General features: G+C 65.0%; 19 protein-coding genes. 8 read left to right on the top strand and 11 right to left on the bottom strand.

Features of this window, described 5'->3' with window-relative positions:
• Window positions 1-146 precede the first annotated feature (146 nt).
• The gene (locus ACSKB8_RS12605) at window positions 147-3,656 is read left to right on the top strand and encodes a PAS domain-containing hybrid sensor histidine kinase/response regulator (RefSeq protein WP_438104394.1); all 3,510 of its coding nucleotides are present in this window, start codon (window positions 147-149) and stop codon (window positions 3,654-3,656) included.
• Window positions 3,657-3,692: 36 nt separating this feature from the next.
• Here the strand turns inward: ACSKB8_RS12605 and ACSKB8_RS12600 are convergent, their stop codons facing one another.
• From ACSKB8_RS12600 to ACSKB8_RS12590, 3 genes are all read right to left on the bottom strand, one after another.
• Window positions 3,693-4,247, bottom strand: a complete 555-nt coding sequence (locus ACSKB8_RS12600; protein WP_438104393.1) for a cytochrome P460 family protein — start codon at window positions 4,245-4,247, stop codon at window positions 3,693-3,695.
• A 71-nt stretch (window positions 4,248-4,318) separates the two neighbouring features.
• A complete protein-coding gene (locus tag ACSKB8_RS12595) occupies window positions 4,319-5,347 on the bottom strand; it encodes an alpha/beta fold hydrolase (RefSeq protein ID WP_438104391.1) in 1,029 nt (342 codons plus the stop codon).
• 33 nt (window positions 5,348-5,380) lie between these two features.
• The gene (locus ACSKB8_RS12590) at window positions 5,381-5,800 is read right to left on the bottom strand and encodes an organic hydroperoxide resistance protein (RefSeq protein ID WP_438104389.1); all 420 of its coding nucleotides are present in this window, start codon (window positions 5,798-5,800) and stop codon (window positions 5,381-5,383) included.
• 199 nt (window positions 5,801-5,999) lie between these two features.
• Here ACSKB8_RS12590 and ACSKB8_RS12585 point away from each other — a divergent pair, with 199 nt between their 5' ends.
• The gene (locus ACSKB8_RS12585; protein ID WP_438104387.1) at window positions 6,000-8,840 is read left to right on the top strand and encodes an ATP-binding protein; all 2,841 of its coding nucleotides are present in this window, start codon (window positions 6,000-6,002) and stop codon (window positions 8,838-8,840) included.
• A gap of 6 nt (window positions 8,841-8,846) precedes the next feature.
• Here ACSKB8_RS12585 and ACSKB8_RS12580 read toward each other — a convergent pair whose 3' ends face one another.
• The gene (locus ACSKB8_RS12580) at window positions 8,847-9,518 is read right to left on the bottom strand and encodes a response regulator (RefSeq protein WP_091885267.1); all 672 of its coding nucleotides are present in this window, start codon (window positions 9,516-9,518) and stop codon (window positions 8,847-8,849) included.
• Window positions 9,519-9,857: 339 nt separating this feature from the next.
• Between ACSKB8_RS12580 and ACSKB8_RS12575 the strand changes: the two genes are divergently transcribed.
• Window positions 9,858-11,447, top strand: coding sequence for an MFS transporter (locus ACSKB8_RS12575; protein ID WP_438110512.1), 1,590 nt, complete (start codon window positions 9,858-9,860; stop codon window positions 11,445-11,447).
• A 69-nt stretch (window positions 11,448-11,516) separates the two neighbouring features.
• Here the strand turns inward: ACSKB8_RS12575 and ACSKB8_RS12570 are convergent, their stop codons facing one another.
• The 3 genes from ACSKB8_RS12570 to ACSKB8_RS12560 form a co-directional block, all read right to left on the bottom strand.
• Window positions 11,517-11,990: a secondary thiamine-phosphate synthase enzyme YjbQ gene (locus tag ACSKB8_RS12570; RefSeq protein ID WP_438104386.1), complete on the bottom strand. Its 474-nt coding sequence runs from the start codon at window positions 11,988-11,990 to the stop codon at window positions 11,517-11,519.
• 146 nt (window positions 11,991-12,136) lie between these two features.
• The gene (locus ACSKB8_RS12565; RefSeq protein ID WP_438110510.1) at window positions 12,137-12,658 is read right to left on the bottom strand and encodes a hypothetical protein; all 522 of its coding nucleotides are present in this window, start codon (window positions 12,656-12,658) and stop codon (window positions 12,137-12,139) included.
• Between the two features lie 41 nt (window positions 12,659-12,699).
• The gene (locus ACSKB8_RS12560; protein ID WP_438104384.1) at window positions 12,700-12,942 is read right to left on the bottom strand and encodes a hypothetical protein; all 243 of its coding nucleotides are present in this window, start codon (window positions 12,940-12,942) and stop codon (window positions 12,700-12,702) included.
• A 75-nt stretch (window positions 12,943-13,017) separates the two neighbouring features.
• On the opposite strand from ACSKB8_RS12560, the gene ACSKB8_RS12555 reads away from it, so the two are divergent.
• The 5 genes from ACSKB8_RS12555 to ACSKB8_RS12535 all read left to right on the top strand — a co-directional run bounded on the left by ACSKB8_RS12555 (window position 13,018) and on the right by ACSKB8_RS12535 (window position 15,657).
• On the top strand, window positions 13,018-13,392 hold the full coding sequence (locus ACSKB8_RS12555) for an AtpZ/AtpI family protein (protein WP_370987822.1): 375 nt from the start codon (window positions 13,018-13,020) through the stop codon (window positions 13,390-13,392).
• A 108-nt stretch (window positions 13,393-13,500) separates the two neighbouring features.
• The gene (locus tag ACSKB8_RS12550) at window positions 13,501-14,250 is read left to right on the top strand and encodes a F0F1 ATP synthase subunit A (RefSeq protein WP_091885258.1); all 750 of its coding nucleotides are present in this window, start codon (window positions 13,501-13,503) and stop codon (window positions 14,248-14,250) included.
• 53 nt (window positions 14,251-14,303) lie between these two features.
• Window positions 14,304-14,534, top strand: coding sequence for a F0F1 ATP synthase subunit C (locus ACSKB8_RS12545; protein ID WP_007599451.1), 231 nt, complete (start codon window positions 14,304-14,306; stop codon window positions 14,532-14,534).
• A 65-nt stretch (window positions 14,535-14,599) separates the two neighbouring features.
• Entirely contained in the window at window positions 14,600-15,166 is a 567-nt protein-coding gene (locus ACSKB8_RS12540; RefSeq protein ID WP_091885256.1) for a F0F1 ATP synthase subunit B family protein, read from the top strand.
• A 5-nt stretch (window positions 15,167-15,171) separates the two neighbouring features.
• Window positions 15,172-15,657 (top strand): F0F1 ATP synthase subunit B family protein, encoded by a 486-nt coding sequence (locus ACSKB8_RS12535; RefSeq protein ID WP_091885253.1) that lies wholly within the window; start codon window positions 15,172-15,174, stop codon window positions 15,655-15,657.
• Window positions 15,658-15,883: 226 nt separating this feature from the next.
• Here the strand turns inward: ACSKB8_RS12535 and ACSKB8_RS12530 are convergent, their stop codons facing one another.
• The 4 genes from ACSKB8_RS12530 to thrC all read right to left on the bottom strand — a co-directional run bounded on the left by ACSKB8_RS12530 (window position 15,884) and on the right by thrC (window position 19,952).
• Window positions 15,884-16,534: a hypothetical protein gene (locus ACSKB8_RS12530; RefSeq protein ID WP_438110509.1), complete on the bottom strand. Its 651-nt coding sequence runs from the start codon at window positions 16,532-16,534 to the stop codon at window positions 15,884-15,886.
• 146 nt (window positions 16,535-16,680) lie between these two features.
• Window positions 16,681-17,268 (bottom strand): GNAT family N-acetyltransferase, encoded by a 588-nt coding sequence (locus tag ACSKB8_RS12525; protein ID WP_438104377.1) that lies wholly within the window; start codon window positions 17,266-17,268, stop codon window positions 16,681-16,683.
• A 36-nt stretch (window positions 17,269-17,304) separates the two neighbouring features.
• Window positions 17,305-18,594, bottom strand: a complete 1,290-nt coding sequence (locus ACSKB8_RS12520) for a M16 family metallopeptidase (protein WP_438104375.1) — start codon at window positions 18,592-18,594, stop codon at window positions 17,305-17,307.
• A complete protein-coding gene (thrC, locus tag ACSKB8_RS12515) occupies window positions 18,591-19,952 on the bottom strand; it encodes a threonine synthase (protein WP_438104374.1) in 1,362 nt (453 codons plus the stop codon). The genes ACSKB8_RS12520 and thrC overlap by 4 nt, the downstream gene beginning before the upstream one ends.
• Window positions 19,953-20,248: the final 296 nt, after the last annotated feature.

Raw genomic sequence — 20,248 nt, 5'->3', positions numbered from 1 at the left:
CCGGCCGCTGGCGCTAAGGCTTAACGACAACCCCAGTTCCCGGCCCCACCGGGCATTTCGCTGTCGCTTGCGACCTCTCAACGCGCTAGATTTGCTGGGAAAATGAGAGCGGGCGCTGCCAGCGCCCAGGGAGAAGCGCGCTCGCCATGCTGCACGACTGGGGCGTGATCGCCGCCGCCTTCGGCTACATCGGCTTTCTGTTCCTGGTGGCGAGCCACGGCGACCGCCGTTCGCCGGCCGGGCCTGGCCGCGCCTCCGGGCTGATCTACCCGCTGTCGCTGGCGATCTACTGCACCTCCTGGACCTTCTTCGGCTCGGTCGGCTTCGCCACCCGCACCTCGACCGACTTCCTGGCGATCTATCTCGGTCCGATCCTGATGATCGGGCTCGGCGCCGGCGTGCTTCGGCGCGTGATCCAGCTCGCCAAAGCCCACAACATCACCTCGATCGCCGATTTCATCGGCGCGCGCTACGGCAAGAGCCAGGCGGTGGCAGCCACCGTGGCGCTGATCGCCATCATCGGCTCGGTGCCCTATATCGCGCTCCAGCTCAAGGCGGTCGCCTCCTCGCTCGGCACGATCCTGAGCGAAGACCAAGCCTTCTCCCACATCCCGATCCTCGGCGACATGGCGCTGATGGTGACACTGGCGATGGCGGCCTTCGCGGTGTTGTTCGGCACCCGCCATACCGACGCCACCGAGCACCAGCACGGCCTGATGCTGGCGGTTGCGACCGAGTCCATCGTCAAGCTGGTCGCTTTCCTGGCCGCCGGCATCTTCGTCACCTTCTGGATGTTCTCGCCGCAGGAACTGATCGAGCGCGCCATGAAGACGCCGGAGGCGGTGCGCGCCATCAACTACTCGCCGTCGATCGGCAACTTCCTGACCATGACGCTGCTGTCGCTGTGCGCGATCATGATGCTGCCGCGCCAGTTCCACGTCAGCGTCGTGGAAAATTCGTCCGACGCCGAGGTCGGCCGCGCGCGCTGGCTGTTCCCGCTCTATCTCGTCGCCATCAATCTGTTCGTGATCCCGATCGCGCTGGCCGGCCTCGTCAGCTTCCCGTTCGGCACGGCCGACCCCGATATGTATGTGCTGGCCCTACCGATTGAGGGCGGCGCGAATCTGCTCAGCGTCGCCGTGTTCGTCGGCGGACTGTCGGCGGCGACCGCCATGGTGATCGTCGAATGCGTCGCGCTCTCCATCATGGTCTCGAACGACCTCGTGGTGCCCTTGGTGCTGCAACGACGGCCGGAGGGACGAACCGGCGGCGCCGATTTCAGCGATTTCCTGCTGCGCTCGCGGCGACTTGCGATCTTCGCCATCATGGTGATGGCCTATTTCTACTATCGCGCGCTCGGCAACACCCAGCTCGCAGCGATCGGCCTGTTGTCGTTTGCCGCCATCGCCCAGCTTGCACCAAGCTTCTTCGGCGGGCTGCTGTGGCGGCGGGCGACGGCGCGCGGCGCGATCGGCGGGATGCTGGTCGGCTTCGTGGTGTGGCTCTACACGCTGTTCATTCCGAGCTTCATGGATACCTCGACGACGGGCATCCTGCTGCTCCAGCACGGACCGTTCGGAATCGAGGCGCTGCGGCCACAGGCGCTGTTCGGCGCCGATCTGCCGCCGCTGATGCACGGCGTCATCTGGTCGCTGTCGCTCAACATCCTCACCTATGTGCTGCTGTCGCTGGCGCGCCGGCCGTCTTCGATCGAGCTGGTGCAAGCCGACCTGTTTGTCCCCAACACGCTCGCGCCAATCTCCCCGAGCTTCCGCCGCTGGCGCACCACCGTCACCGTGCAGGATATCCAGACCACGGTGGCGCAATATCTCGGGCCCGACCGCGCCCGCCATTCGTTCGAGGCCTTCTCGGCGCGGCGCAATGTCCGGCTGGAGTCCGGGGCGCCCGCCGATTTCGAACTGTTGCAGCACGCCGAGCACCTGATCGCGTCCTCGATCGGAGCCGCGTCCTCGCGGCTCGTGATGTCGCTGCTCCTGCGCAAACGAACCGTGTCGGCCAAGGCGGCGCTAAAGCTGCTCGACGATTCTCATGCGGCGCTGCATTTCAACCGCGAGATCCTCCAGACCGCGCTCAACCATGTGCGCCAGGGCATCGCGGTGTTCGATGCCGATCTGCAACTGATCTGCTCCAACCGGCAGTTCGGCGATCTGCTCAACGTCCCCCCGCATTTCATCCAGTTCGGTACGCCCTTGCGTGAAATCCTGGAATTCATGGGCGTGAGCGATCCGCCCGAGCCGGGCGACCGCGAGGCGATGATCGAACAGCGGCTGGTCGCCTATACCACCGACAGCGAGCCGTATCTCGAACGCCTGCCGGAACGCCACATGGTGATCGAGGTGCTCACCAACCGCATGCCCGGCGGCGGCTTCGTCATCACCTTCACCGACGTCACGCCCACCTTCGAGGCGGCGGAAGCGCTGGAGCGTGCCAATGCGACGCTGGAAAAGCGCGTCCGCGACCGCACCGAGGAATTGACGCGGCTGAACTCGGAGCTGGCGCTGGCCAAGAGCGCGGCGGAGGATGCCAGCATCTCCAAGACGCGCTTCCTCGCCGCCGCCAGCCACGACATTCTCCAGCCGTTGAACGCGGCGCGGCTCTACATCACCAGCCTTGTCGAGCGCCAGCACAATGGCGAGGAGACCCGGCTGGTCGAGAACATCGACGAGTCACTGCAGGCCATCGAGGAAATCCTCGGTGCGCTGCTCGACATCTCCAGGCTCGATGCCGGTGCGATGACGACCTCGATCTCGAGCTTCAAGATGGCCGATTTGATGCGCTCGCTGGAGATCGAGTTCGCGCCGATCGCGCGCGCCAAGGGCCTTGAGCTCGCCTTCGTGCCCTGCTCGCTGCCTGTCGAGTCGGACCGGCTCCTGCTGCGGCGCCTGCTCCAGAACCTGATCTCCAACGCGATCAAGTATACCCCGCGGGGCCGCGTGCTGGTCGGCTGCCGCCGCCGCGGCGCCTCGCTCAAGATCTGCGTCTACGACACCGGCGTCGGCATCCCGTCGGTCAAGCGCGCCGAGATCTTCAAGGAATTCCACCGCCTGGAGCAGGGCGCTCGAATCGCGCGTGGCCTCGGGCTGGGGCTCTCGATCGTCGAGCGGCTGGCGCGCGTGCTCAAGCACGGCATTGCCATCGACGGCAATGCAAGCGGCGGCTCGGTATTTTCGGTGACGGTGCCGACGGCGAAGGCGATCACCCACACCGCGGCCGTGACCAGCGCGACGCCGCTGGCACACACGCCGATCTCGGGCGCGCTGATCGTGTGCATCGAGAACGATGCAGCGATACTCGACGGCATGCGCACGCTATTGAAGGCCTGGGACGCCGAGGTGATCGCGGTCGCCGACCCCGAGGGCGCGATCACCGCGATCGAAGCCGCCGGACGGCGCGTCACCGGCCTGCTCGTCGACTATCATCTTGACCGCGGCAACGGCATCGCCGCCATCCGCGACATCCGCCGCCGCTTCGGCGACGGCATTCCCGCCATCCTGATCACCGCCGATCGCAGTCCCGCCGTGCAAATAGCTGCGCGCGACGAGAGGATCGCCGTGCTCAACAAGCCGGTGAAGCCAGCCTCGCTCCGCGCCCTGCTCGGCCAGTGGCGCACGCAGCAGATGGTGGCGGCGGAGTGAAGCAGCCTTGCTGGCGAGGGCCAGCAGGTCTTCCGGTTAGGGTGCCAGCCGCGTGAAGACGTAATCGCGTCCTTTGGCGCGCGCTTCATGGCACGCGAAGCAGGTGCGATGCTGGGCCTCGTCGACCGGCTTGCCGTCGATGAAACGGCCAAACCCCCAGCCGCCGGTGGCGGCGTATTTTTTGGAGTCCTTGACCATCACCTGGACCGTCGTGGCAGCGCCGGGAATCGTCGCGGACGCAAACTCGGGGGACTGTTTCCGCTTCCAGGCGCGCTTGACCAGAATGGTGCCGTCCGGGAACGGAAGCGTTCCCGCCTGATAGGCGTCGATTGCGGTCTGGTTGCCGACCACGGCGCGAAGTTCGTCGAGCGGCGCCGCCTCTTCGGCCGGCGCGATCAGCTCCCACTGCTTGTAGCCCGGTGGAATCGTGACGCCGAAGATCGGCGAGGAGTCGGCCGTCGCGGGCCCCTCGGCGGAAGCGATCGTGACGAGATACGGCACGCAGGTCAGGAGAATGACGAGGAGAACCATCGCCAGCACGATCATCGTGGCGTAGGGAGACTTCTTCTTTTCAGGTTCGGTTGGCGTCATGAGGTTTCATCAAGCTGGGTTCGACGGGGATCCTCGGTCCAGCCTGGCTGGACCGAGATGCTGACAGATGCTCAGACGCCGTCCGCCTCGATGACGGCCTTGGCAAAGGCTTGCGGTGCTTCCTGCGGCAAATTGTGGCCGATGCCGCCGGTGATCAGGCGAAACTCGTATCGGCCTGAGAACTTCTTGGCATAGGCGCTCGGGTCGGGATGCGGCGCGCCGTTGGCGTCGCCTTCCATCGTGATCGTCGGCACGTCGATGATGGGAGCTGCAGCGAGCTTCTTTTCGAGATGCTCGTATTTCGCCTCGCCTTGGGCGAGCCCGAGCCGCCAGCGGTAGTTGTGGATCGTGATCGCGACATGATCCTTGTTGTCGAGCGCCGCCGCACTTCGATCGAAGGTGGCATCGTCGAACTTCCACTGCGGTGAGGCGAGCTTCCAGATCAGCTTGGCGAAATCATGTGTGTATTTTTCGTATCCGGCGCGGCCGCGCTCCGTCGCGAAATAGAACTGATACCACCATTGCAGCTCGGCCTGCGGCGGCAACGGTGCGTTGCCCGCGGCCTGGCTGGAGATCAGATAGCCGCTGACCGACACCAGCGCGCGGCAGCGGTCCGGCCACAGCGCGGCGATGATGTCCGCGGTGCGCGCGCCCCAGTCGAAGCCGGCGACAACGGCCTTCTTGATATCGAGCTTGTCCATCAGCGCGATGATGTCCGCGGCCATCGCCGCCGGCTCGCCGTTGCGCGGCGTCTCGCTGGAGAGGAAATGCGTCGTGCCATAGCCGCGCAGATACGGGATGATCACGCGATAGCCAGCCTTTGCCAGGATCGGCGCGACATCGACGAAGGCGTGAATGTCGTAGGGCCAGCCGTGCAGCAGGATCGCCACGGGACCGTTGGAGGGACCCGCCTCCGCATAGCCGACGTTGAGAACGCCGGCATCGATCTGCTTGATCTTGCCGAAGGACGCATTCGATGCGGAGGATCGCGGCGCCTCCGTCTCGGCGCGAGCGAGATCGATCACGCCGAGTCCGACGGCGACGGTTCCCGCGGCGACGCCAAAGAACTTGCGGCGATGCTGGTCGATGATCTGCTTCATGGTGGTGCTCCCTTTGGGGTAGATGATGGTGCGTCAGATCAGCGCGACCGTGACGTCGACGTTGCCGCGGACGGCCTTGGAATAGGGGCAGGTTTGATGCGCTTCATCGATGATGCCGCGCGCAATCTCGCGATCGAGACCCGGCAGACTGACATTGAGGCGCGCCCTCAGCGAGTACGCGCCCTCGTCGAGCACGAGATCGATCTCCGCATCGATCGCGCATTTCCTGGGAAGATCCATCTTGCGCTTGCGCGCGGCGATCTCCATCGCGCCTTCGAAACAGGCCGACCAGCCGGCCGCGAACAATTGCTCGGGATTGGTGCCGATGCCTGCACTGCCCGGCGGCGACAGCTTGACGTCGAGGCGACCGTCGGAACTGCGCGACATGCCGTCGTGTCGACCGCCGCTGGTGTGTGTCTTGGCCGTGTAAAGCAATTTTGCCGCTTGCGTCATGAAGCTCTCCTTGCCGTCGCGCAACTGACTAGCAGCGGCTGCCGCATGACACCCGTTTGGAGTTGTGAGAAGTTGTGAGGCCTCAGTTCGCGCGCCTCACAAAGGCCTGCATCCATGGTCTGATGCCGATGCAGGGAGACGCCTTGCCCGATCGCAACCATCTGCTATCGGGTCCCCCGGAAAGGATCAGGATTTCGCCATGACTGAACCGGCCGGGTCTGCGGTGGGAGCCCTATCGTTCGGGCCATTCAGCGTGACGCCGCATGAACGGCTGGTGACGCGCGACGGCGTCGCGCTGCCGCTCGGCGCGAAAGCGTTCGACATGCTGATCGCGCTGATGTCGCGGCCGAACGAGGTCGTCAGCAAGTGGGATTTGATGGCGCTGGTGTGGCCCGGCCTGACCGTTGAAGAAGCCAGTTTGCGTTTTCACATCGCAGCTCTTCGTAAGGCGCTCGGCGACGGCAAGGACGGCGCACGCTACATCACCACGCTGTCCGGCCGCGGTTATTGCTTCGTGGCGCCGATCTCGCAGGCCGCTATCCCGGCAGAGCGGCGCCCGGCGCCGCAGGGTGGCCTGTCGCCGGTGAAGCTGCCGAACCGGCTGCAACGGATGGTCGGACGCGACGATGCGATCGCCGCCGTCTCGGACAAACTCATCGCCTCGCGCTTCGTCACGATCGCCGGCCCCGGCGGCGTCGGCAAGACTGCCGTGGCGATCGCGATCGCGCACGACCTGCTCGAGACCTTCGCCGATGCCGCCCACTTCGTCGATCTTGCCGCGCTCAGCGATCCCGATCTCGTGATCACCTCGATCCTGCTGATGCTGGGCTTGCCGGCGCAGACCGACGATCCCTTGCCCGCGCTGCTCGCGCATCTCCACGACAAGAGGATGCTGCTGATCCTCGATAATTGCGAGCACGTCATCGCCGCTGTGGCGCCGCTGGCTGCGGAGATCTTCCACGCCGCGCCGCATGTCCACATCCTGGCCACGAGCCGCGAAGCCCTGCGCGTCGAGGGCGAGCAGGTCTATCGATTGGCGCCGCTCGCCGTTCCGCCGGACGGCTCCGGGCTAACGGTCGCTGCAGCGCGGACCTATTCCGCACTTCAACTCTTCCTCGAACGCGCCACCGCCAGCGGCGCGCAGATCGCGCTCGACGATGCCAATGCCGCGATCATCGCAAGGATCTGCCGCAAGCTCGACGGCATGGCCCTGGCGATCGAGCTCGCCGCCGGACGGGTCGAAGCCTATGGCCTGGAGCAGACGGCAACGCTGCTCGACGAGCGCCTCAATCTGCTCTGGCAGGGCCAGCGCACCGCGCCGCCGCGACAGAAGACGTTGCGGGCGACCCTGGACTGGAGCTACGGGCTCCTGTCCGACACCGAGCGCCTGGTGCTGCGCCGGCTTGCGGTGTTCGCCGGGCACTTCACCATCGACGCCGCGCTCGAGGTCGTCCCGGACGAACGCGTCGATCGCTCCCACCTGTTCGACGCCATCGACAGCCTCGTCGCCAAGTCCATGGTCGCGCCGCGACCGATCGGCGCAATGATGCGCTACCGCCTGCTCGACACCACGCGCGCCTATTTGCTCGAGATCGAACCGAACAACGCGGAACTCGCCGCACGTCATGCCACCTACTACCGGCAATGGCTGGAGCAGGCGGGCTCGACATGGGCCATGGTGCCGAGCGCCGACGAACGGGCGATCCATTTCTCCGCACTTCACAACGTGCGCGCCGCCTTGGACTGGTGCTTCGGCACGGACGGCAACGCCAGTATCGGCATTGCGCTCGTCGCTGCGGCGGCACCGATCTTCCTCGCAATGTCGCTCCTGATCGAATGCCGGCGTTGGTCGGAACGGGCGCTGCTTGCGATCGATCCCTCCTCGCGCGGCAGCACTGAGGAAATGCACATCCAGGCTGCCCTCGGCCTCACCTTGATGTTCACGCGGGGCGGCAGCGAAGCGGCGCGCGCCGCCTTAAGCCGGGGCCTTGCGATCGCGGAGGCGCGCGGCGACGAGATCAACCGGCTCCAGCTGCTCGGCCGCATGCATATCTTCCACGAGCGGATGGGAGAGTTCGACGCCGCGCTCGGTTACGCCCGGCAGAGCCTTGCCGTCGCCGAGGCACTTGGCGATGCGGCTTCGATCGCACTCGCCCATTCGCTTCTGGGCGTCTCGCTGCATCTGGCCGGCGAGCATCGCGATGCGCTGACGATGCTGGAGGCCGCCTGGCAGGGGCCGGGCACGGAACGGATCAGCACGGTCTACGGCTTCGATCATCGCAACCGGGCCGGCATTTCGCTCGCACGAGAGCTTTGGCTGCAGGGCCGGCCCGCGCAGGCGCAGCGGCTGGCGCGGCAGACGGTCACCGAAGCCGCGCAGATGGATCATCCGATCACGCTCTGCATCGCGCTGATCTGGGCGGTCTCGATCGACCTCTGGAACGGAGATCTCGACGGCGCGGAAGCGAACATCGACCGCTTCATCGCACACGCTGAATCGCGCTCGATGGGCCCGTACCTCGCGGTCGGCCGAGGTATCAAAGGCGAGCTGGCAATCCGGCGGGGAAACGCCGCCGCCGGCGTCGAGACGATCAGGGCTTGTCTGCGCGAGCTCCACGATGCCGGCTACGAGCTGCTCACCACGACCTTCAACATCGCGATGGTTCAGGGCTTGTTGGCACTCGGACAGATCGAGCAGAGTGCACGCCTGGTCGACGATGCGATCCGCCTTGTCGAGCAAAGCGGCGATCACCTCTACATGCCGGAGCTGCTGCGGATGAAGGGCAGCGTGCTCTTGTCGCTGCCGCAGCCCAGGGCTGAGCAAGCCGAAGCTCATTTTGTGCAGTCCCTGGAATTGAGCCGTCGCCAAGGCGGAAAAGCCTGGGAGCTGCGGGGAGCGATCGATCTTGCCGGGCTATTTGCCGAACGCGGGCAGCGCGAGGAAGCGAAACGATTGCTCCAATCGACCCTCGAGGGCTTTGCCGAGGGCTCCGAAACGGCGGATATTAGCGCGGCCAGCGCGCTTCTGACGACGCTGTAGCGGCTCTCACCCCGTCGGAGTGCCCTGCTTCCATTGGCCGCCGGCGATCTTCGCGGCGGCAATGACGGCCTGGGTGCGGCTCTCGACGCCGAGCTTTTGCAGGATGGCCGAGACGTGCGCCTTGATGGTGGCCTCGGAGACGCCGAGCTCGTAGGCGATCTGCTTGTTGAGGAGACCCTCCGACAGCATCATCAGGACCCGGACCTGTTGCGGCGTCAGCGTCACCAGGCGGTCGCGCAGGCGGGTCATGTCGGGGTCGGACGCGGCCGACAGATCGGTGTCGGCGGGAACCCAGACGTCGCCTTCCATCACCTTGAGAATGGCGTCGCGCAGCGTCTCGACGCCGAACCGCTTCGGGATGAAGCCGGAGGCGCCGAAATCGAGCGAGCGGCGGATCGTGGCGCTGTCGTCAGAGGCCGAGACGATCACGACCGGAATCGCCGGATATTGCGCCCGCAGATAGATCAGGCCGGAAAAGCCGGAGATCCCGGGCATCGAGAGGTCGAGCAGGACCAGATCCACGTCGGAGGTCTGTTCCAGCAGCTTGGTCAGATCCTCGAACGATCCGGCCTCGTCGATCCTGGCCGAAGTCAGGACGCCCGCCACCGCCTGTCGCAGCGCATCGCGGAACAGGGGATGATCATCGGCAATGACGAGATGGGTCGTGGGAGCGTTCATCGTTCTCTTGCTGTCGTTCGCGACCGGCCGGCGAGTCGATGCGGCGGCGGGTCAATTCTTCCCTGCCCGGCCGTGGCATGCAAGTGCACATTATCCCTTTGCTGCAAAGGGGTTAATCCACAACCTCGTCCGGCCGCGCCGCACCCGATACCAGCACCGTCAGCTGCGCGTCAGTGCGCAAGGCCAAAAGTCGTATTGGGGAGGGTTTCACGGCGATGTTACCTTAACGATCAGGTCGCCCGGCTTTCCGACAGCAGCCGGGTTGCGAAACAACCGTTTGGGGAGCGAAAACTGATGACCATGGCTGCGACCGCGGACGGGACCGTCCGCACCCGAGGCATGACTGGCGAAGAGCGAAAGGTCATTTTCGCCTCTTCACTTGGCACCGTCTTCGAGTGGTACGATTTCTACATCTACGGCACGCTCGGCGCCTTCCTGGCAAAATACTTCTTCTCAAACGTGCCACCGAATGTCGGCTTCATCTTCGCACTGCTCGCCTTCGCAGCCGGCTTTGCAGTCCGCCCCTTCGGCGCACTGATCTTCGGCCGGCTCGGCGACATGATCGGCCGCAAATACACGTTCCTCGTCACCATGACGCTGATGGGCGTCGGCACCTTCTTCATCGGTCTGCTGCCGGGCTATGCGAGCTGGGGCCTCGCCGCGCCGATCGTGCTGATTGGTCTGCGCCTGATCCAGGGCCTGGCGCTCGGCGGTGAATATGGCGGTGCGGCGACTTACGTTGCCGAACATGCCCCGCAGAACCGGCGCGGCTATTACACGTCGTGGATTCAGACCACCGCGACGCTCGGTCTGTTTCTGGCGCTGCTGCTGATCCTCGGCATCCGCACCGCGATGGGCGAAGAAGCATTCGGCGATTGGGGTTGGCGCATTCCGTTCCTGCTCTCCGGCGTCCTGCTGGCGGTTTCGATCTGGATCCGCTTGAGCCTGAACGAGTCGCCGGTGTTCCAGCGCATGAAGGAAGAGGGCAAGACCTCGAAGCGCCCGCTCACCGAAGCCTTCGGCGAATGGAGCAATGCCAAGATCGCTATCTTGGCGCTGTTTGGCGCCACGGCCGGTGAAGCGGTGGTGTGGTACGGCGGACAGTTCTATGCCCTGTTCTTCCTCACCCAGACCCTGAAGGTACCGGCCGTGCCGGCGCAGATCATGATCGTGGTTGCGCTCGCCCTGGGCACGCCCTTCTTCATCATCTTCGGAATTTTGTCCGACAAGATCGGCCGCAAGCCGATCATCCTCGCCGGCTTCCTGCTTGCGATGGTGACCTACTTCCCGATCTTCAAGGGCATCACCCACTTCGCCAATCCGAAGCTCGAAGCCGCGCTGGCAGCCTCGCCAGTGACGGTGATCGCCGACCCCAGCGAGTGCTCGTTCCAGTTCAAGGCAACCGGCACTGAGAAGTTCACCACCGGCTGCGACATCGCCAAGGCCGCACTGGTGAACTTGTCGGTGAACTACCAGAACCAAGATGCGCCGAAGGGCACGGCGGCGACGGTCAAGATCGGCGAGCAGACGCTCACGGCCACCTCGCCCGATTTCGCCAAGGCTTTGCCCGCAGCGATCAAGGCTCATGGCTATCCGGCTTCCGCCGATCCGAACGACATGAACTATGTCATGACGACGGTCCTGCTCTGGATTCTCGTGATTTACGTGACGCTGGTCTACGCGCCGATCGCCGCCTGGCTGGTTGAGCTGTTCCCGAGCCGAATCCGCTACAGCGGCATGTCGCTGCCCTACCACATCGGCAACGGCTGGTTCGGCGGCTTCCTGCCGGCGACGGTGTTTGCGATTGTGGCTGCTACCGGGAACATCTATTCCGGCCTGTGGTACCCAGTCGCCATTGCCGCGATGAGCCTGGTGATCGGTTTCCTGTTCCTGCCGGAAACCAAGGATGTCGACATCAAGCAGATCTAGTTGAGATCAGCCGGAACCAAGGCTCCGGCGATCTGACACGAACGGCCGCGGATTCCGCGGCCGTTTTGCTTATGACGTCGCGCCGACGAACTGCAGCACGACCTCGCGCCGATGCGGTCGGCTGCGATGTTCGATCAGATAGATTGCCTGCCAGGTGCCGAGCGCGAGCTTGCCGTTCAGGACCGGGACCTGAAGCGAGGCACCCGTCAGCATCGTCTTGATATGCGCGGGCATGTCGTCAGGCCCCTCGGTGTCATGCATCCATCCGGCGTTCTCGGGCGCGAGCCGGGACAGCGCCGTGCTGAGATCGGCGAGCACGGAAGGGTCGGCATTCTCCTGAATCGTCAGCGAGGCCGAGGTGTGGCGAATGAACAGCGTCAACGCGCCCTCGCGCGCGTGCGCTTCAGCGATGAACTTGGCTGCCTCGCTGGTCAGATCGGTGAAGCCGTGACCCGGCGTCTGCACGGTGAGCAGCGACGATGTGACGGTGGCGGCCTGCACCGACGAGGGCGCCGAACGCGTTACCGATTTGCCTGATGTCATCAAAAATCCCTCCGGAAGCGCCGTAGGGTGGGCAAAAGGCGCAAAGCGCCGTGCCCACGTCTTGTCGTGGAAACATGGTGGGCACGGCGCAAGGCGCCTTTGCCCACCCTACAAGAGCTCAATGCTTTGGCCGCGCGAAGGGGTCCTCAAATCTTCCCCGACACGTCCTTCTGCACGCGGTTGGCCATGTCGATAAGCCGGCGCCAGGCTCTTTCCAGGAACGACATCACGCGGTCGACATCCTGGTCGCTCGGCAGGGGGATCTCGATCTTACGCTCGCCCTCGGCGCCTTTCGGCTCCACCTTCTTGAGCGGATCGGATTTCGGCAGCGGCTCGTCGATCTTGCCCGATACCGTCGGCCCGGCCGCGAGCTGGCCCTTCAGCTTCTCGACTTCGGCCTGAAGCCGGCCGATCTCGGCATCGAGTGCGGACCGCTCGTCAGGCACCGCGTAGCAAGCCCAGCCGGCGCCGTTCTTGGTGCAGGTCGACATGGTGCCGGTGCGGGTGTCGAGCCGCAACACGCCCTCGGGGATCGGCGTCATGCTGTAGCGGCCGTTTTCACTGTCGGGAGCGGATTGCGCGGCGACGAAGCCGCCGCTGACGACCATCACCACGGCGAACGTCGCTACCCCAAACCATGATGTTGTGGATGACGTCACAGGTCCCATCTTGCGCTCCGCCACGACGTGCAGGTGGCACTTTCGCAATTCTATACTCCGCCGAGGCCATCCGCCGCCCAAAACGCATCACCGATATCAACAACAGCGACGGTCCCTTTGATCCCGGCAGCGCGGCGAAATGGCGGCTGCATCCGCCGATCATGCGGAGAGCTGCTGCGGTGCGGCGTCACGCTGTGTGCAGCGCTGCTGTGTGCGCCAATATCATTAATCAAATCAGATACATAACAGAAAGCGACGCAATCGTGACTTGGCTTGACTTGATTATAGGCCATCAGTATGGTCCGCGCGGCTTTTGAGGGTGGCGGGCGTAATTTCCATTCAGCCGCGGCGTTTCGGGTCTTCGTTGCATGACACAGGGCACGGGACACGGTGAGAATGGAGATCGCGATAGATCGTCCGAGGAAGCTGCGCTTTCCGAACGGCTCGGAAGTCTTGATCAGCGGTTGTCCGAACTTCGGGACCGGCGGAGCAAGACCGAGCAACCCGCAGGTAACGGTGAAGACGGAGCGGCCAGAGCCTCGGCGATGGCGCTTGGTTTCCGGTTATCCTCGGAGTTGGTCGCCGGCGTCGTTGTCGGAGCGGGGATTGGCTGGGGGTTCGACCGCTTGCTGTCGACGTCGCCTTTCGGATTTATCGTGTTCCTGCTGCTGGGCTTCGTCGCCGGCGTGGTGAATGTGGTGAGAACGGCGGGCGCGGGTCAAAACAGGCGCGGTGGTTCTTAAGCGATCCCCAGGAGAGGAATGATCGTGCCGGCTCGCCGGTACGGGCCGGCCTGGCCGGCAGACCGAGACCCGCCGGCATCGCCCGGCAGACCAAGAGATGCCGCGCTGATGAAAATCGACCCGATCCACCAGTTCAACATCGAGCCTCTCTTCACTCTGGGCCATATCGGCAATCATACGATCGCCTTCACCAATTCGTCGCTCTACATGCTGGTGGCCGTGGCGATCATCTCGATCCTGATGCTCGCCAGCGGCACGCAGCTGATTCCCGGGCGTCTGCAGTCCGTCGCAGAAATCTCCTACGAATTCGTCGCCTCGACCATCCGTTCGACGGCCGGCGCGGAAGGCATGAAGTTCTTCCCGCTGATCTTCTCGCTGTTCATGTTCATCTGCGTCTCGAATCTGGTGGGTATCATCCCCTACACCTTCACGGTGTCGAGCCACCTGATCGTCACCGCGGCGCTTGCGCTCCTGGTGTTCTTCACCGTCCTGATCTACGGCGTCTACAAGAACGGCCTGAAATTCTTCAAGATTTTCGTTCCCCACGGCGTCCCCATCTACATCCTGCCGCTGGTCATGTTCATCGAGGTCCTGTCGTTCTTCCTGCGGCCGGTCTCCCACAGCGTCCGTCTCTTCGCCAACATGCTGGCCGGCCACATCGCGCTGAAGGTATTCGCGGGATTCGTCGCCATGCTCGGCTTCTCGCTCGGCGCCATCGGCTGGGTCGGCGGCGTGCTGCCGCTGGCGCTCACGGTCGCGCTGACCTCGCTCGAGATCCTGGTCGCGTTCCTCCAGGCTTACGTGTTCGCGATCCTGACCTGCATCTACCTCAACGACGCCATTCATCCGGGACACTGAGCGGTCCGGGGAATTTCCACCCACAACGCAATCTTTCTTCCAAGGAGTTTAAAATGGATCCGGCAGCAGCAAAACTTATCGGCGCGGGCATCGCGTGCATCGGCATGGGCGGTGCGGGCGTCGGCGTGGGCGTGATCTTCGGCAACTACCTCGCCGCGGCCGTTCGCAATCCGTCGGCCGCTCAGGGCCAGTTCGGCAACCTGATCTTCGGCTTCGCCGTGACCGAAGCGCTCGGCATCTTCTCGCTGCTGATCGCGCTGCTGCTGCTGTTCGTTCCGCTCTGAGGACGACGTTTTTCGCGCCGTTCCAGTCCATGGGACGGCGCGCGTGACAGCAACAGGAGAACTCCATGGCTGAGAGTCATGGCGACGCAAAAGGTCCGGCGGCGGGCGCTCACACCGAGGCTGACGGTGGTCACCACGGTGGCGGTTTTCCGCCGTTCGAGAGCAGCAGCTTTGCTTCACAGCTGGTGTCGCTCGCGATCTTCTTCGTCCTGCTTTACGTGATCGTGTCCAAGCTCGCTCTGCCGCGCATCGGCGGTGCGATCGAGGCGCGGCAGAACAAAATCGAGGGCGACCTCGCCGAAGCGCAGAAGCTGAAGGACCAGTCCGACGCGGCGCTGAAGGCCTATGAAAGCGAGCTCGCTTCGGCGCGCACGCGGGCACAGGCGATCGGCAACGAATCCCGCGACAAGGCGAATGCGCAGGCGGACGCCGCGCGCAAGGTTCTGGAAGAGCAATTGGCGGCCAAGCTCGCCGGGGCGGAGAAGACCATCGCCTCGACCCGCGCTGCCGCCATGAGCAACGTCCGCGGCATCGCGGCGGATGCGGCAGGCCAGATCGTGCAGCAGCTCACCGGCGTCGTTCCCGACGCAGCGTCGGTCAATGCCGCGGTCGATGCGTCCTTGAAGGGTTAGTCGAGATGTTCTTCGAACCTGAATTTTGGGTCGCCGTCGCCTTCGTGATCCTGATGGTCGTGTTCGGCTATCTCGGGATCTTCAAGACGGCGATGACCGCGCTCGATCATCGTGCCGACCGCATCAAGGCCGAGCTCGACGACGCCGCACGTCTCAAGCAGGAGGCAGCCAAGGTGCTCGCCGACTACAAGGCGCGCAGTGCCGCGGCCGAGCGCGAGGCTGCCGACATCATCGCCAATGCCAAGTCCGAAGCCGAGCGCATCGCGGCCGACGCCAAGGCGAAGATGGAAGACTTCGTCGCCCGCAGAACCAAGACTGCGGAGAGCAAGATCGCGCTCGCCGAGGCCCAGGCGCTGGCCGATGTCCGCGCCGCAGCCGCCGAAGCCGCCGTCCAGGCCGCCTCGACGATCCTGTCGCAGTCGGTCAAGGGCCAGGTCGCCGACGACCTGCTCGCCAAGGGCATCAACGAGGTTCGGCAGAAGCTGAACTGAGGGGGGTCGCCTTCACCAATCAAAAAGCCGGCGCGATGAGCGCCGGCTTTTTTGTTTTCGACGCCACGACAACAACTACGGTGTCATCACCCGCGCAGGCGGGTGATCCAGTACGCCGCGGCCCCTCGGTTCTAACCTTGCTGTCTCGGATTACTGGATTGCCCGCCGGAGCGCTCGCAGAAGGCGAGATCCGGTGGCGGGCAATGACAGCTGAGGTCGTAGCCAATTACTTCCTCTTCCGCCCCTTCGGCTCGGGCGAGAGTGCCTGCGGGTCGAAGCCGACATAGAAGATGTAGGAATCGGCGACCGCTGCCGAGGGCATCGGGTAGGCCAGATCTTCGGCGACGAAGGTGAAGGGCACGCTGCCGCCCTCCGACATCTCGACCGTGGTCCGGTAGGCCTTCGACGCAATCACCTTCTCGCCGACGCCGCCCTGCACCACGGCGATACGCAAGGGGACCTCGACCGTCGCAGGCGCGCCGGCCGGGCCGGCGATAACACGGCCCTGGATTCCGATCCGGGCGGTGATATCGCCGCCGCTCCGGGCGCATTCGCGCGCCATCTTGGTAATCGTGGCCTGGAAGCGGATCTCATTGCCGACGGCCGGCTTGCCGCTGGCACCAACCGCATAGGTGGAGGCGCCGGCGCGCACGGTGACCTGCGGGCAATCGACGTCGTCATCGGCTGGCTGGCCGGGCGCGGGCGCCGGCTTGGGCTGCGCCGGCTCGTCGGACTTGCCGCCGAACAGGCTCTTGAAGCGGTCGCTCAAGGACTGGGCCGCCACCGGCGAGACGGACGCGAGCGCAATCGACAACGTCAACGCGACCACCGTCCCCCGCCGCAACGCATTCCGCGATGACCGAAGCTCCTTCACCATCGACACCCATACTCCATGACAGCATTCCGGCCGATCGCAGGCCGGCCCGCGCCGTTATATCGCCAAAATCGGCGAACCCAAGGCAGGTAAATTACGGCAGCAAGCAAGGCGGGGCGACCAAGACTTTGGCCGCAGGAGGTGGCGGCTCAGCCGCGAAAATCCTCATGCAGCAGGCCGAACAGCAGGTGATCCTGCCAGATCCCGTTGATGCAGAGATAGCGGCGCGCCAGCCCCTCGCGGGAGAAGCCGCACTTCTCCAGCACCCGGATCGACGCCGCATTGGTGGGGATGCAGGCGGCCTCGACCCGGTGCAGGTTGAGCTCGCCGAACAGCGTCGGCAGCAGCACCCGCAGTGCCGCGGTCATGTAGCCGCGATGGGCGTAGGGCTGCCCAATCCAGTAGCCGATGGTGCCGGCCTGCACGATGCCGCGCCGTACATTGGCCAGCGTGATGCCGCCGACCATGGCGCCGTCGAGCTCGCGAAAGATCAGAAAGGGATAGGAACGATCCGCGGCGATGTCCTCGGAATAGCGGCGCAGACGGCGGCGGAAGCCGGACCGGGTGAGATCGTCCGAGGGCCAGATCGGCTCCCAGGGCGTGAGGTAGTCGCGGCTGGTTTCGCGCAAGTGAGCCCATTGCAGGAAATCCGACATCTGCGGAGCGCGCAGCAGCAACCCGTTACCGCGCGGCACGAGGGCGGCGGGTCCACTGGATGGCAGGCGAAAGAGGGCCATGGTGATGCTTCCGGGGGCGGCGCCCCTGCGCGGCTCCTAATGCAGCCGCGCCTTGGCGCGCGCCCGGGTCAATCCTTCCGCAAAAGACACCGCCGTGTCCAGCCCCCTGCCGCTGCCCAATGCGACAACCGCAGGGCGGCTGCGCGAAAGCAGCGCACGCGCGGCATCCCGGGTCGATTCGACGCTGACGGCGTCGATTCGGGCCACCAGCTCCTGCACGGTCTGCGGCCGGCCATAGGCCAGCACATGCCGGGCAAGCTGCTCGGCACGGGACGAGCAGCTCTCCAGCGCCATCAACAGGCCCGCCTTCATCTGCGCCTTGGCCCGCGCGATCTCGGCCTCGGTCAGGGTTTCAACCGAATCATTCATGATGTCGACCACGACCTCCATCATCTCCGGCGCGTCGGCGGGATCGGTGCCGGTGTAGAGGCCGAAGAAGCCGGTGTCGGTATAGGGCGCGTGGAAGGTGTAGATGGAGTAGCAGAGGCCGCGCTTCTCCCGAACCTCCTGGAACAGCCGCGACGACATCCCGCCGCCGAGAATGTTGGTGAAGACCTGGAGCGAAAACAGCGACGGGTCGGTCTGCGGCACCCCCTCGAGCGCCAGCGTCAGATGCGCCTGCTCGAGCTCGCGGTGGACCACTTTGGCGCCGCCCTGGCCGAACTGGGCGGATTGCGGCTTCGGTCCCGGCGTCGCTTCAAAGCTCGCGAAACGCTTCTCGACCTCGACGACGACCTGCTTGTGATCGACCGCGCCGGCGGCGGCCACCACCATGTCGGGCCCGCGATAATGCGTCGACAGATAGCCGCGGAGCATGTCGCGGTTGAAGCCGCGCAGCGTCTTGGCGGTGCCGAGCAGCGAACGGCCCATCGGCTGGTCGGGATAGCAGAGCTCGTTCAGATGCTCGAACACGACGTCGTCGGGGGTGTCCTGCGCAGCCCCGATCTCCTGCACGATGACGTTCTTCTCGCGCTCCAGCTCGTCCGACTCGAAAACGGGATTGGCGAGGATGTCGGCGAGCACGTCGAGCGCGAGCGGCACGTCGGCTTTCAGCACCCGCGCGTAATAGGACGTGGTCTCGGTCGAGGTGCCGGCATTGAGGTCGCCGCCGACCGCCTCGATCTCCTCGACGATCTCGCGCGAGGAGCGCGTGGTCGTGCCCTTGAACGCCATGTGCTCCAGAAGATGCGAGATGCCGTGCTCGTTCGGCTTCTCGTCGCGCCCGCCGACGCCAGCCCAGACGCCGAGCGCCGCAGTCTCGAGATAGGGCATCTTGTCGGTGACGATGGTCAGGCCGGAGGCAAGCTTGGAAATCTCGACGCTCATCCGGCAACTCCCTGCTTTGCGGCGCGGCTGACCGACAGCACGAACCGCTCGACCTCGGCCTGATCGTTCTTCATCACCTTCATGTGCTCGGATTTGGTCATCAATCCGTCGAGCCAGGCGGGCAGTTGCGGCCGCTGGCCGCAGGCCGCCTCGACCGCGTCGGGGAATTTGGCCGGATGGGCCGTGGAGAGCACGATGCTCGGGACAGTCGTGTCGGTGGTATCGCGGTCGGCGACCGCAAGCGCCACCGCGGTATGGGGATCGACCAGCTCGCCCGCCTCGCGCCAGGCGGCGCGGATCGCAGCCGCAGTTTCGGTCTCGTCGGCGCGGCCTGCGTCGAACTCCCCGCGGATCGCGGCCAGCGTCGCATCGGGCAGCACGAAGCGTCCGGACTGCTTCAGAGAATCCATCAGGCGACGCACACCGGCCGCATCGCGCTGGCCGGCCTCGAACAGCAGCCGCTCGAAATTCGAGGAGATCTGGATGTCCATCGACGGCGACGCCGTGGCGTGCACCTCGCGCACCTCGTAGATCCCGGTCTTGAGCGTGCGGGCCAGGATGTCATTGACGTTGGCGGCGATGCGCAGCGTGCGCACCGGCAGCCCCATGCGCTTGGCGACGTAGCCGGCAAAGATGTCGCCGAAATTGCCGGTCGGCACGACGAAATCCACCGCGCGCGCCGGTGCACCGACGGCGACGGCCGAGGTGAAATAGTAGACCACCTGGGCAACGATACGCGCCCAGTTGATCGAGTTGACGCCGGACAGCGAGGTCGCATCGCGGAAGCGATGGTTGTTGAACATCCCCTTCACGAGCGCCTGGCAGTCGTCGAAGGTGCCTTCGACGGCGAGCGCGTGCACATTGGCCGCACCCGTCGTCGTCATCATCCGCTGCTGGACCTCTGAGATGCGGCCATGCGGGAACAGCACGATGAGGTCGACATTCTCCAGACCAGCAAAGGCTTCGACCGCGGCGCCGCCGGTATCGCCGGAGGTCGCGACCACGATGGTGGTGCGCTGGCCGCGCTTGGCGAGCACATGGTCCATCAGCCGCGAGATCAGCTGCATCGCCACGTCCTTGAAGGCGAGCGTCGGGCCGTGGAACAGCTCCAGCACGAACTGATGCGGCGACATCTGGCGCAGCGGCACCACCGCAGGATGTCGGAAGGTGGCATAGGCCTCGTTGGCCATGCGGCCAAGCTCAGCGTCCGTGATCTCGCCGCCGGCGAAGGGGCGAATCACGTCGACCGCGACTTCCCAATAGGGACGGCCGAAGAAGCCCGCGATGGCCTGCGCCGAAAGCTGCGGCCAAATGGCCGGCACATACAGGCCGCCATCGCGGGCGAGCCCGGTCAGCATCACGTCACAGAAGCCGAGTTCGGGGGCCTCGCCCCGGGTCGAGATATAACGAGTTCAAACTGCCCTCCAAAGGCCGACCGAGCCTGAACTCGCTCGTTAAGCCTTTGATTTTACGAAACTACTTGTTAACAGCCAGCGGCTTTGGGCCACCATAAAGTGTTTTGCGGCATCGGGAAACCGCTTCCGGTCGCCCCCGTTGCTGAATGAAAAAGGGCTGCGGCATTGCCGCAGCCCTTCTCTTGGAAGGTCTGTCGTTGTGTGCAGACCGGTTTGCCTCGTCGGGTCCCCCGACCCGC

Source organism: Bradyrhizobium sp. BR 1432 (assembly GCF_051547705.1).
Taxonomy (GTDB): domain Bacteria; phylum Pseudomonadota; class Alphaproteobacteria; order Rhizobiales; family Xanthobacteraceae; genus Bradyrhizobium; species Bradyrhizobium zhanjiangense.
Note: the sequence above shows the minus strand (reverse complement) of the source record. Positions and strands in the feature narration are given on the sequence as shown.